The organism is Pseudoalteromonas sp. XI10 (genome assembly GCF_001469895.1).
Classification (GTDB): Bacteria; Pseudomonadota; Gammaproteobacteria; order Enterobacterales; family Alteromonadaceae; genus Pseudoalteromonas.
Map to the genome: position 1 here is coordinate 49,481 of NZ_LOPY01000062.1, position 13,082 is coordinate 62,562.

Below are 13,082 nucleotides of genomic sequence, written 5' to 3' on the forward strand. Positions count from 1 at the left end.
AAAAAGAATTTCTTACCCTTATAAACTAAGGTTATACGACTCAATATCAGGAGTAACAATGGAATTTAGCGTAAAAAGTGGTAGTCCAGAAAAGCAACGTAGCGCATGTATTGTAGTAGGCGTTTATGAGCCACGTCGTTTATCCCCCATTGGTGAACAATTAGATAAAATCAGTGACGGTTATATCTCTAACTTACTGCGTCGTGGTGACCTTGAAGGTAAACCAGGCCAAGTATTGCTATTGCATCATGTGCCTAATGTACTGAGCGAGCGTGTACTACTAGTAGGTTGTGGTAAAGAGCGTGAGCTTGATGACAAACAATATAAACAAATCATCTCAAAAACGATTAACACGCTAAACGAAACCGGTTCGATGGAAGCGGTATGCTTTTTAACTGAGCAACACGTTAAAAGCCGTGACACTTATTGGAAAGTACGCCAAGCAGTTGAAACAACTCAAGACTGCTTGTACACCTTCAATCAACTGAAAAGCAAAAAGAGCGACCCACGTCGCCCACTACGCAAAATTGTTTTCAACGTACCAACGCGTCGCGAGTTAACCATTGGCGAAAGTGCAATTGAGCATGGCTTAGCCATCGCTGCAGGTAGCAAGTTATGTAAAGACGTTGCTAACATGCCGCCAAATATCTGTAACCCAGCTTATTTAGGTGAACAAGCACAAGAAATTGCTGATAACTTCGATAATGTAAGCGTTGATATTATTGGCGAAGAAAAAATGACAGAGCTGGGCATGAATTCATACCTAGCGGTTGGCCGTGGTAGTGCTAATGAATCGGTTATGTCGGTGATCAACTATCAAGGTGGCGACAAAGACCAAGCGCCAATCGTGTTAGTGGGTAAAGGCTTAACCTTTGACTCAGGTGGTATTTCAATCAAGCCAGGCGAAGCCATGGATGAAATGAAATACGACATGGGTGGTGCAGCAGGTGTTATTGGCACTATGCGCGCTTTAGTGCAAATGCAATTACCAATTAACGTTGTCGGTGTTTTAGCGGGTTGTGAAAACATGCCAGGCTCAAACGCTTATCGCCCGGGTGATATCTTAACAACCATGTCAGGTCAAACAGTTGAAGTATTAAATACCGACGCTGAAGGCCGTTTAGTACTGTGTGATGCACTCACTTATGTTGAGCGCTTTGAACCTGATACCGTTGTCGATGTAGCAACACTGACAGGTGCATGTATTATCGCGCTGGGTTCACATGCCACAGGTTTACTATCAAACCACAACCCACTTGCTCACGACCTACTAAAAGCGTCTGAGCAAAGTGGCGACCGCGCATGGCAGTTACCTTTATGGGATGACTATCAAGAGCAACTTGAAAGCCCATTCGCTGATTTCACCAACTTAGGTGGCCGTGCCGCAGGTACGATTACAGCGGCATGCTTCTTATCTAAATTCACCAAAAAATATAACTGGGCGCATTTAGATATCGCAGGTACAGCATGGCGCAGCGGCGGTAAAAACAAAGGCGCAACTGGTCGTCCGGTGCCTATGTTGACTCAGTATTTACTGAACCGCGCAGGCGTGAGTGAAGCAAGTCACGATTAAGCCTTACCGTAAGCTTAAAACTAACCCTAAATAAGGCGCCAAATGGCGCCTTATTAATTGAAGCAATTCGCGTTCTATGTCAAAATCCCTGCTTTGATCTGTGTATCTGTGGGGACGAAAGTCACTATGAATATGAACGCACAATTTTACGTTCTAAAACAAGATGATAGTGCCCACCAAACGGCTGGCGCAGTTTTCGATCTGGCAGCTAAAATTGCTGCGGATCAGTATCGTCTAGGTCATCGCGTATTTATTTACGCTGATAACACCGACACGGCCCACACAATTGACGACATCATTTGGTCTTTTGAACCAGATAGTTTTGTACCTCACAACTTACAAGGTGAAGGCCCTAAAGGTGGCGCACCAGTTGAAATTGGTATGACTCCACCTGTCGGCAACAGAAAAATATTAATCAACTTAGCTGAACACCTACCGGATTTTATTCGCCGTTTTCAGCAGGTTTATGATTTCGTACCCGTTGAGCCAAATGCTAAACAAGCCGCCCGTGAGCGGTTTAAAAAGCTTCGCCAACTGGGCGCCCATATTGCAACGCAAGAAATTGACATTTAAGCATTTATTTAAGGTTCTGTGTAATGGATAAAACCTATAATCCGCAAGATATTGAACAGTCTTTATACCAAGACTGGGAAGAAAATGGCTACTTTAAACCGTCTGGCCAAGGTGACGCATACTCAATTATGATCCCGCCACCAAACGTCACGGGTAGCTTACACATGGGCCACGCGTTCCAAGATACCATCATGGATACGCTAACGCGTTTAAAGCGTATGCAAGGCAACAACACTTTATGGCAAGTAGGTACTGACCACGCAGGTATCGCAACGCAAATGCTTGTTGAGCGTAAGCTTGCTGCTGAAGAAGGTAAAACACGTCACGACCTAGGCCGTGAAGCATTTATCGATAAAATTTGGGAGTGGAAAAACCACTCTGGCGGCACGATCACTAAACAATTACGTCGTTTAGGTGCTTCTGTAGATTGGGACCGTGAGCGTTTCACTATGGACGAAGGCCTTTCTGAAGCGGTTAAAGAAGTATTCGTACGTCTTCACAAAGAAGATTTAATCTACCGTGGTAAGCGCCTAGTTAACTGGGATCCTAAACTACATACTGCTATTTCTGATCTTGAAGTTGAAAACAAAGACAAACAAGGTCACATGTGGAACCTACGTTACCCACTTGCTGATGGCGTAAAAACCAAAGATGGTAAAGACTACATCATTGTTGCGACAACACGTCCTGAAACAATGCTAGGTGATTCAGGTGTTGCTGTTAACCCTGATGATGAGCGTTACCAAGATCTGATCGGTAAAGAAATTTTACTGCCTATCGTAAACCGTCGTATTCCAATTGTTGCCGATGAACATGCAGACATGGAAAAAGGCACAGGTTGTGTGAAAATCACGCCTGCCCACGACTTTAACGATAACGAAGTAGGTAAACGTCACCAACTACCAATGATCAACATCTTCAATAAAGATGCAGCGGTATTAAGCGAAGGCGAAAGCTACACATTCGACGGTAAAGAGCTTGAATTAGATGCGCCAATTCCTGAGCGCCTACATGGCCTTGACCGCTTTGATGCACGTAAAGCGATTGTGAGCGAATTTGAAGAACTTGGTCTATTAGAAAAAATTGAAGATCACAGCCTAACTGTACCTTACGGTGACCGTTCTGGCGTAGTGATTGAGCCACTTCTTACTGATCAGTGGTACGTGCGCGTAGCACCACTTGCAGAGCCTGCAAAAGAAGCCGTTAAAAATGGCGACATTCAATTTGTACCTCAACAATACGAGAACATGTACTTCTCGTGGATGAACGACGTACAAGACTGGTGTATTTCACGTCAGCTTTGGTGGGGTCACCGCATCCCTGCTTGGTACGACAACGAAGGCAACGTATACGTTGGTCGTGACGAAGCTGAAGTACGCCGCGATAACAACCTTGCTGATGATGTTGCACTTAAGCAAGACGAAGACGTTTTAGATACCTGGTTCTCATCTGCGCTTTGGACTTTCTCAACGCAAGGCTGGCCTGCAAACACTGATGATTTAAAAACGTTCCACCCGTCTGACGTATTGGTAACAGGTTTCGACATCATCTTCTTCTGGGTTGCTCGTATGATCATGATGACCATGCACTTCATCAAAGATGAAGACGGCAAGCCACAAGTACCATTTAAAACCGTTTACGTAACTGGCCTTATCCGCGATGAAAACGGCGATAAGATGTCTAAATCGAAAGGTAACGTACTTGATCCTATCGACATGATTGACGGTATCGATCTTGAAAGCCTAGTTGAAAAGCGCACTGGTAACATGATGCAGCCACAACTAGCGAAGAAGATTGAGAAGAACACTCGTAAAACATTCGAAAACGGTATTGAAGCACACGGTACAGACGCACTGCGTTTCACCCTTGCAGCAATGGCTTCAACAGGTCGTGATATCAACTGGGATATGAACCGTCTTGAAGGTTACCGTAACTTCTGTAACAAACTATGGAACGCAAGTCGTTACGTATTAATGAATACAGAACAGCAAGACTGTGGTTTCGCTACAGATGCTGAGAAACAGTATTCTCTTGCTGATCGTTGGGTTTTAGGCCAGTTTGAAGCAACTGTTAAAACCTATACTGAGCATCTAGAAAACTACCGTTTTGACCTAGCTGCAAACACCATTTATGAGTTCACTTGGAACCAATTCTGTGACTGGTACCTAGAACTGACTAAACCAGTATTGTTTAAAGGTAACGAAGCACAGCAACGTGGCACTCGTCATACCCTAATCACGGTATTAGAAAGCCTACTTCGCTTAATGCACCCGTTAATGCCATACATCACAGAAACGATTTGGCAACGCGTGGCACCACTTGCAGGCATCGAAACTGCGGGCACTAGCATCATGGTTCAAGGTTTCCCTGTTTACAATGAAGCAAATGTTGATAGCCAAGCGATGGACGACCTAGAATGGGTTAAACAATTCATTCTTGCTATTCGTAACATCCGTGGTGAAATGGATATCAGCCCAAGCAAACCATTATCGGTATTGCTCGCTAATGCGTCTGACGAAGACAAGCGTCGCTTAACGGAAAACGAAGCTTTCTTAGCGTCTCTTGCTAAGCTTGAAGAGTTCACGTTACTTGATAACAAAGACGAAGCACCTGCGTGTGCAACATCGTATGTTGGTAACCTTGAGATCATGATCCCAATGGCTGGCCTAATCGATGTTGAAGCTGAATTAGCTCGTATCGCGAAGCAGCTTGAAAAAGCAGAGAAAGGCTTAGCTCAAGTTAATAACAAATTAGCTAACGAGAAGTTCGTAAATAACGCGCCAGAAGCTGTACTTGCTAAAGAGCATGCTAAGCTGGCTGAGTTTACAGATGCGAAAGACAAACTATTAGCGCAAAAAGCGAAAATCGAAAGTCTATAACAGCATATATAAAGCGCGATTTATTCGCGCTTACAAAAAAGCCGCGCTATAACAATGTTATAGCGCGGCTTTTTAATGCTCTGTAGCAGCGACTTTACGTCGCGTCAAAATTAAAATTTGTAGTTGTACTGAGCACCAATTAGAACTGCGTGACCTTTTGATTCATATTCCCATGAAACATCTTGGCCTAAAGAAGCCGCTAGGCTGTCTTTTTCAGAGAAGTTTTGTGTTTTACCACGAAGGATACTTACACCTAAGTCAACATTTGAGTTTTCGCTGAATGCGTAGTTACCACCAAACGAGAACCAGAAACGATCTGTATCAGGGATAGAGATTGAAAGGTGTGATTGGTCTGCTGGTGACTCATCGTATGCAATACCTGCACGAAGTAAAAGTGCATCGCTGTACTGGTAGTCAGTACCGATAGAGTAACGCATTGAATCTGAGAAGTTCTCTTCTTTAGAGAATACAGGCGTTTCAAGGCTTGGTGTATAAGCTTCTAATTTTTGGAAGCTGTCCCAACCAGTCCATAAGATGCTGTAGTGTACGCCTAGCTTCTTATCAAGTTGATGTGAACCAGAAAATTCAGCAATTGCTGGTAAAGTCAGTTTTAACTCACCCGGTACTGTAGTACCTGCTAAACCGCCAACTGCAGCTGGAAGTTGGTTTGAGTACTCGCCTTCAAAGTCGATATCTGTTTCACTGCGGTAGTTAAAACCAAAACGGTTGTTTTCGTCTAACTGATACATCGCACCAATGTTCCAACCAAAGCCGTAGTCGTCACCTTCAAGGTGAGCAATTTGCGTGCTAGCTGGTAAACCAAATGGGTTGGTACCTGCATTACGAACAACTTTTGCATCAGCATAAACATAGTTTAAACCAAGACCTAAGCTGAACTGTTCGTTGATTTTATATGAAGCGCTAGCATTCATGTTAACTGTTACGATTTCAGTTTCACCAGCAATAGAGCCTGCCGCGTAGTCATCTTTAAACTCAGTTGAAAGACCGAAGTTTGAAAAAGCACCAAAGCCTAAAGACACTTTATCGTTTAAAGGCATTGTGAAGTAACCTGCAGGGATAAATGCAGATGGTGCAATGCTATCGTCATCGATAGAGCTTTCATCTAAGCCGTATGCAGCACTTTCGCCTTTTAAGCTTACATCTGGAATGACAGCAATACCTGCTACTGAGATTTGCTTGTCTTTGAATAAAGACATAAGTGCAGGGTTACGAGCAACAACTGATGCGTCATCTGCAACAGCTGCTTCACCAGCGTATGCGCGACCTAAACCTGAAACGTTTTGCTCTGCTAATTGGAAAGCTGCAGCGAAGCTGTCAGCAGAAACAACAGCAAGTGATGCTGCAATTAGTGTTTTAGTGAACTTCATAAATCTGTGTCCTCTTGCAAACTTGTGCGAAAGCTAATCCAACAATGAGGGCAACCTATTAGTTAAGCATAAAAGATTAGCGCTGTATGTTGGTATTAGATGTTTTATTCTAATGATTACAAACTTTCGAACATTACCTTAATTAAGATCAAAAAACTGTAATTTTTCGTTAGAAATAGGTAAAAAACCCGCATTTTAACAACAAGATAACAACTTATTAAAACTCATCAGAGCTCTGATTACAAAAACAACAAACGGTAGTAATTATCATTTGCATTGACATCTATTTCTTGTCCCTTTAGACTAAAAATAAAGGTTTTACTGTTGAGTTTGAGTATGGAAATCGCATTGATTATTGCGGCACTGATGTTATGTGGTGTGAGTGTTCATTATTTTTGTAAAGCAAACTATTGCGCGTGCACTAAAGCGGGTGATTGCGATAACCCAGTCAATCACTATTGGCTAGGCGCCATGCTGAGTGCTGTTTTATCACTACTGTTATGTTGTGTGGCCTTACATGTAGAAAAAGGCACATTGCTGTGGTTGGTATTAATGACGAGTTGTTTTAGTGGTGCATTTATATCAGCAAAACGCAGTGCCAAAAAACGCTGTGTTAAGTCTAAACAAGCAGATGCTCTTTTAACAAACGAGCCAAATTAAGCTGATAATCTAGAGGCTTAATACTCGCAATAATTTTTAGTTCTTTTTCTACGCTTAAATCGACATCTTTGGCAGTAATATGATGCTTATGCTTGGCATTATAGAAGATCTTTATTTTCGGCTTAATTGGGTTTTCGTGGTTACCTTCCATCACTAACGCCAAGCGCTCATTATTCAACTTAACAATCGTTCCAACAGGGTGCACCCCTAGGCATTTAATAAAGCGTTGCACCAACTCAGAGTCAAACAATTGCTTATTGGCAAGTAAATAACGCAGCGCTGAGATTGGCTCTTCACCCATTTGATGAGGCCTGTCTGCAGTCATTGCATCATAAACATCGACGATTGCCATCATACGGGCTGCACGGCTCAGCTTTTCAGCTGCAATACCGCGAGGGTAACCTGTACCATCTAAACGCTCATGGTGATTCACTATCATATCGAGCATTAACGGCGTAATGCCCTTCTCACCTTTCACTAAACCTAAACTCTGCGCCACATGCTTTTTAACAACTTGCATTTCGTTGTCGTTCAAGGCACTTGGTTTAGACAATACACCTTGTGGCATTTTCGCCTGACCGATATCGTGCATCAATGCACCCATTGCCAGCTCTTTAATTGTCTTTTCTTTGTAACCTAGGTACTTAGCAAACACACTCACCAAAATAGCGGTGTTGATCATGTGCCGCCAGTTATAAATATGTTTATCTTTAAGGCGAGTTAAAATAGTTAAGGCATTGTGATTACGAAATACCGAGCTGACTATATCAACGGCGATATCATCAAGCACAGCTACATTCATCTTTAAACCCGATGTGATATCTGAGTAGAAACCTTGCAATTTTCGGCTGTGCTGCTCGTAATGCACGCTGGCTTTTAAAAACTCTTGTTGAACCGTGATCCCTTGCGGTGCTTCGTTAGCTGCAGGCTTTTGTTCAACCTTAGGTTTAGCTGGTTCAGGCTTTGGTTGGTATTTTTTAGGGGGTGCAACATCGCTTTGTGTAAAGTCGATGAGTAGCTCTTCAACCCCCTCAGAGATCAGGCGTTGAATAATCGTTTTATCACGCACTAAACCACGTGTTTTGATTTTAATACTATTTACATGCTCTTGTTGCTTACTGACACTGTCAACAAACATCCCTGGTACAAGTTCGGCAATGGGTAAGGTAATAAGCATATGTGAGCTTAGCGCATAAAAACATCGAGTTTTTTATTATCGCTAATTGATTACAAATGTCTATAGATTGGGTAGCGAATACGAAATAGGTATGAGTTAAAGTTAGAAAGGGGAAAGTTTCTAGGGGAAAGTTAAAAGAGTAAAGTTAGAAAGTAGCAACTCGCTAACTTTATCCCTGAAAGCTGACGGCTGATAGCTGACAGCTCTCTAGCTGTTTATTCCTGAAAGTAAGTACCCCAGCCGTCGTATTCAACGTCTGTTTGCTGAGCAAGCGCTTCTAGCTTGTCTACGTCTTCCATAATCGCTTCTACTTCAAGTTCACACTCAACAACCACGTCAAAGCTCCACACTTTCTCGCCGTCTTCTAGCTCAAGTTCTGCAGGTTCTTCAACATCGTAACCTAGTTTAAAAGCGGCTAAAGCGGCTTGCTCTAACTTTTCAAAATTTTCGCTAACAAAGTGGTGTTCCACTTCATAAAGTACTTCAGGATCTGAGCCATCTTCAAGTAATGAAGTAACGATGTCTTCAGTAATTTCGCGCCAATTTTCCATTATTTGTTTCTCACTTGAGCATCTAATTCAGTTATTTTAGCAGCCATAATCTGATGAACATGTGAAGCATGGTCACGAGCAGATACGTCTTTATCAAGATAAATCGGCGCTAACATTTCGAGGTAAATTGTACCATTATCCCAGCGATTTAGCTTAATAGTTTTGTGCGTTGTACTCATACAAACTGGCACAACTGGCACATCAGCACTCATTGCTGTGTGAAATGCCCCTGTTTTAAAAGGTAATAAACCACGACCATAGCTTCGTGTGCCCTCAGGAAACATCCAAACAGATAGACCTTTTTGTTTTATTTTCTCAGCTGATTTAGAAATTGTGCCTGCTGCTTTTGAACGGTTAGCGCGGTCAATTAAGATATTGCCCGATAACCAATACAACTGACCAAAAAATGGGATCCATTTAAGGCTTTTTTTACCTAGGCTTACGCAGTTCTCTGGCACCATGGCAGGTAAAGTGAATAGGTCATAGTTATTTTGATGATTTGCTACATAGACAGCAGGACCAATATTTTTTGGAGTCTCGTGATATTTAAGCTCTAGTTTGACACCTAAAATTTTAGCTACCTTGCAAAACCAACCCGAAATAATATGCACGTTATTAGTATGAAACGGCTTCACTATGCATAAAAGCAGCCCAAAAACACAGCTTAAAATAATAAATAAAGCCATGAAAATTATGCGAAAAATAGCTAACAAACGAATTCTCCTCGTACTAATCAGCGCGCATTATAACGTGAAAAATACCATTTCCATAGCTTTAAGCGCACATGTGTACGCTTAAAATTTCATAACGTTTTAACAATAAAAAGGCCTGCAATTGCAGGCCTCTGGTTTTTACTCTGTTACTTCGCTTGGCGACTCATCACTATCATCTGTTTGAGTCACTTCGACTACAGCCTCATCAACACGCTGCAAGCCACGGGGTAATTTATTACCTCGTCTACCACGTTCACCATGATAATGCTCAAGGTCAGCCGGTTTAAGTGTCAGTTTTCGTTTACCTGCATGCAGGGTTACGCTACTGCCCGCAGGCACCACAGCCAGTACTTTTACAAACTCTTCTCGGGCTTGTACTTTCGCACTTGGGATAGAAATAATCTTATTTCCTTTACCCTTACTAAGCTTAGGTAAATCACGCAGTGGGAATAACAACATGCGGCCTTCGTTAGAAATTGCCATACAGTAATCTGTTGCTACATCAGTTACTCTAATTGGCGCGAGTAATTCACCGCCTTTAGGAACACTGACCAGCGCTTTACCGTTTTTGTTCTTACTCACCAGGTCTTTAAAGTCACTTATAAAACCATAACCTGCATCTGAGGCCATTAACAACACTTGGTTGTCTTCTGCCATCACCACATGCTCAAAGTTGGCTCCTGCGCTTAAGTTAAAGCGGCCTGTCATTGGCTCACCTTGGCTTCGAGCTGAAGGTAAACTGTGTGCATCAGTAGCAAAAGCACGACCACTTGAGTCTAAGAACACTGCAGGCTGGTTACTCTTACCGCGCGCTGAGGCTTTATAGCTGTCACCTGACTTATAACTTAGCCCTTCAACATCTAAATCATGGCCTTTACCAACACGTGCCCAACCTTTTTCAGATAACACAACGGTCACTGACTCTGAAGGGATAAGGTCTTTTTCACTTAGCGCTTTCGCTTCAACACGTTCAACAACTGGTGAACGACGATCATCGCCATACATTTCAGCCGCTTCTTGGATTTCTTTTTTCATCAAGGTCGACATACGACGCTCTGAACCAAGCGTTTGCTCTAACTTGTCACGCTCAAGGGCAAGCTCATCTTGCTCACCTTTAATCTTGAACTCTTCAAGTTTTGCTAAATGACGTAGTTTTAACTCTAAAATCGCTTCCGCTTGAATATCAGTTAAACCAAAACGCTCCATTAATACAGGCTTTGGTTTATCTTCAGTACGGATAATTTCGATAACTTCATCAATATTTAAGAAGGCCGTTAATAAACCTTCTAAAATATGTAAGCGAGCTAATACTTTATCTAAACGGTGCTGTAAGCGACGGCGAACCGTTTCACGGCGAAACGTTAACCACTCAGTTAAGATACTACGTAAATCTTTAACTTGCGGACGACCATCAAGGCCAAGCATGTTTAAGTTTACGCGGTAGTTCTTTTCTAAATCTGTAGTTGCAAATAAGTGTGCCATTAATGGCTCAGCTTTAATGCGGTTTGAGCGCGGTACAATCACGATACGAGTTGGGTTTTCGTGATCAGATTCGTCACGTAAATCAGCAACCATCGGCAACTTTTTAGCATTCATCTGCGCTGCAATTTGCTCAAGTACTTTTGCACCTGAACACTGATGAGGCAGCGCAGTGATCACTATGTCACCTTGCTCTTCAGTGTAAATTGCACGCATCTTGATAGAACCACGTCCGGTTTGATAAATCTTACGAATATCGTCTTTCGGTGTGATGATCTCAGCTTCTGTTGGGTAGTCAGGCGCATGCACTAACTCAAGCAACTCTTCGATTTCTGTCTTTGGCTTATCAAGTAATAAACAACAGGCACTAGCAACTTCACGCACATTGTGTGGTGGAATATCGGTTGCCATACCTACTGCAATCCCCGTTACACCATTAAGTAAGATGTGTGGTAAACGCGCAGGTAACACCATTGGCTCATCAAGTGTACCGTCAAAGTTTGCGGTCCAATCGACAGTACCTTGACCCAGTTCTTTTAGTAGGACTTCTGAGAACTTAGATAAACGCGCTTCGGTGTAACGCATTGCAGCAAATGATTTAGGATCATCAGCAGCACCCCAGTTACCTTGACCGTCCACCAGCGGGTAGCGGTAAGAAAACGGCTGCGCCATTAACACCATCGCTTCGTAACAAGCACTATCACCATGGGGGTGGTATTTACCCAGTACATCACCCACGGTACGGGCTGATTTTTTATATTTTGCTTGCGCCGATAGCCCCAGCTCGCTCATTGCATAGATGATACGACGCTGTACAGGCTTAAGACCGTCACCTACATGAGGTAAAGCACGGTCCATGATGACGTACATTGAGTAGTTTAAGTAGGCGTCTTCAGTAAAGCGGCCCATTGTTTGTTGTTCTACGCCTTGCATCAGCAAGGTATCTGTATCACTCATTAACGCTTACCTATTTTTTCTTAGCGCTAACGCGATAGATCACATTAGCAAAGTCGTCTGAGATCAATAAGCTGCCATCTGCAAGTTCTGCAAATGCAACCGGGCGACCAAATGTTTCTTCGTTTTGCATAAAGCCTGTGATGAACGGGGTGTAATTAGTAATACGACCTTGTTCAACATTTGCTAGCATCACTTTATAGCCTGATTTTTTACTACGGTTCCACGAACCATGCTCAGCAACAAAAAGCTGCTCTTTGTATTTAGCAGGAAACTGCTTACCGTTATAAAAATGAATACCTAGAGGAGCAACATGAGCACCAAGTGCAAGGGCTGGCGATTTGTAGTCAGCAATACTTTTACCTTTGCCAAACTCAGGATCTAAAATCGCACCAGCGTGAACATAAGGGAAACCATAATGCGCGCCCTCTTCACCTTCACCAACACGGTTAATTTCGCATGGTGGCATGTCATCGCCCATCATGTCACGGCCGTTATCACTAAACCAAAATGCATTCGTTGTAGGGTGATAATCAAAACCAACTGAGTTACGAACACCTTTGGCGATGGTTTTAATTTCTTTTGTATCCACATCTAACGAGAAGATACGGCCGTATTTGTCGTCTTCCGCACAAATGTTACATGGCACACCCACTGGCACAATTAGCTCACCGGTTGGCGCAAAGCTAATAAACTTCCAGCCATGGTGACGATCAGTTGGAAACTTGTCGTATACCACGTCGAATTTAGGATCTTTTAGGTTTTTGTCTACGTCTTTAAAACGAATGATACGTGACACTTCAGCCACATATAAATCACCATCTTTAATCGCTAAACCTGATGGCATTTCAAGACCTGTAGCAATGACAATCTTTTTATCTGCAACACCGTCACTGTTATGATCAATCAGTGCATAAACATTACCTGCTTTACGCGAACCTGCGTAAACAATGCCTCTTTTTGATACCGCAATTTGACGCGCGTTTTCAACATCATCGGCAAACAGGCTTATAGAAAACCCATCAGCAACTGTTAACTTATCAAGAATATCTTTTGCCATTACAGGCGCTGATAACAAGCTCAGCGATAATAATGAGGTCAGTAGTTTTTTCATTTTTGTCTTGCCCTTTAATTC

General features: G+C 42.7%; 10 protein-coding genes. 4 read left to right on the forward strand and 6 right to left on the reverse strand.

Going from position 1 to position 13,082, the window contains the following annotated elements; genetic code table 11:
• The first annotated feature begins 58 nt into the window (after window positions 1–58).
• From pepA to AUR67_RS20115, 3 genes are all read left to right on the forward strand, one after another.
• On the forward strand, window positions 59–1,573 hold the full coding sequence (pepA, locus tag AUR67_RS20105) for a leucyl aminopeptidase (protein WP_058586575.1): 1,515 nt from the start codon (window positions 59–61) through the stop codon (window positions 1,571–1,573).
• 126 nt (window positions 1,574–1,699) lie between these two features.
• On the forward strand, window positions 1,700–2,146 hold the full coding sequence (locus tag AUR67_RS20110) for a DNA polymerase III subunit chi (protein WP_054562716.1): 447 nt from the start codon (window positions 1,700–1,702) through the stop codon (window positions 2,144–2,146).
• A gap of 23 nt (window positions 2,147–2,169) precedes the next feature.
• Window positions 2,170–5,025: a valine--tRNA ligase gene (locus AUR67_RS20115; RefSeq protein ID WP_058586576.1), complete on the forward strand. Its 2,856-nt coding sequence runs from the start codon at window positions 2,170–2,172 to the stop codon at window positions 5,023–5,025.
• A gap of 110 nt (window positions 5,026–5,135) precedes the next feature.
• Here AUR67_RS20115 and AUR67_RS20120 read toward each other — a convergent pair whose 3' ends face one another.
• Complete coding sequence (locus AUR67_RS20120) at window positions 5,136–6,413, reverse strand: outer membrane protein transport protein (protein WP_054562718.1); 1,278 nt, start codon at window positions 6,411–6,413, stop codon at window positions 5,136–5,138.
• Between the two features lie 336 nt (window positions 6,414–6,749).
• Here AUR67_RS20120 and AUR67_RS20125 point away from each other — a divergent pair, with 336 nt between their 5' ends.
• Window positions 6,750–7,073, forward strand: coding sequence for a hypothetical protein (locus AUR67_RS20125; RefSeq protein WP_054562719.1), 324 nt, complete (start codon window positions 6,750–6,752; stop codon window positions 7,071–7,073).
• On the opposite strand, the gene AUR67_RS20130 is transcribed toward AUR67_RS20125, so the two are convergent.
• From AUR67_RS20130 to AUR67_RS20150, 5 genes are all read right to left on the reverse strand, one after another.
• Window positions 7,033–8,250 (reverse strand): HD-GYP domain-containing protein, encoded by a 1,218-nt coding sequence (locus tag AUR67_RS20130; RefSeq protein ID WP_058586577.1) that lies wholly within the window; start codon window positions 8,248–8,250, stop codon window positions 7,033–7,035. The two genes, AUR67_RS20125 and AUR67_RS20130, sit on opposite strands and share 41 nt — an antisense overlap.
• Before the next feature lie 215 nt (window positions 8,251–8,465).
• Window positions 8,466–8,801 carry a ribonuclease E inhibitor RraB gene (gene rraB, locus AUR67_RS20135; RefSeq protein ID WP_054562721.1) on the reverse strand — a complete coding sequence of 112 codons (336 nt, stop codon included), beginning with the start codon at window positions 8,799–8,801 and terminating at the stop codon, window positions 8,466–8,468.
• Window positions 8,801–9,487 carry a 1-acylglycerol-3-phosphate O-acyltransferase gene (locus AUR67_RS20140; protein ID WP_082665677.1) on the reverse strand — a complete coding sequence of 229 codons (687 nt, stop codon included), beginning with the start codon at window positions 9,485–9,487 and terminating at the stop codon, window positions 8,801–8,803. The genes rraB and AUR67_RS20140 overlap by 1 nt, the downstream gene beginning before the upstream one ends.
• 165 nt (window positions 9,488–9,652) lie before the next feature.
• Window positions 9,653–11,950 carry a DNA topoisomerase IV subunit A gene (gene parC, locus AUR67_RS20145; RefSeq protein ID WP_058586579.1) on the reverse strand — a complete coding sequence of 766 codons (2,298 nt, stop codon included), beginning with the start codon at window positions 11,948–11,950 and terminating at the stop codon, window positions 9,653–9,655.
• Window positions 11,951–11,960: 10 nt separating this feature from the next.
• On the reverse strand, window positions 11,961–13,061 hold the full coding sequence (locus tag AUR67_RS20150; protein WP_058586580.1) for a PQQ-dependent sugar dehydrogenase: 1,101 nt from the start codon (window positions 13,059–13,061) through the stop codon (window positions 11,961–11,963).
• Window positions 13,062–13,082: the final 21 nt, after the last annotated feature.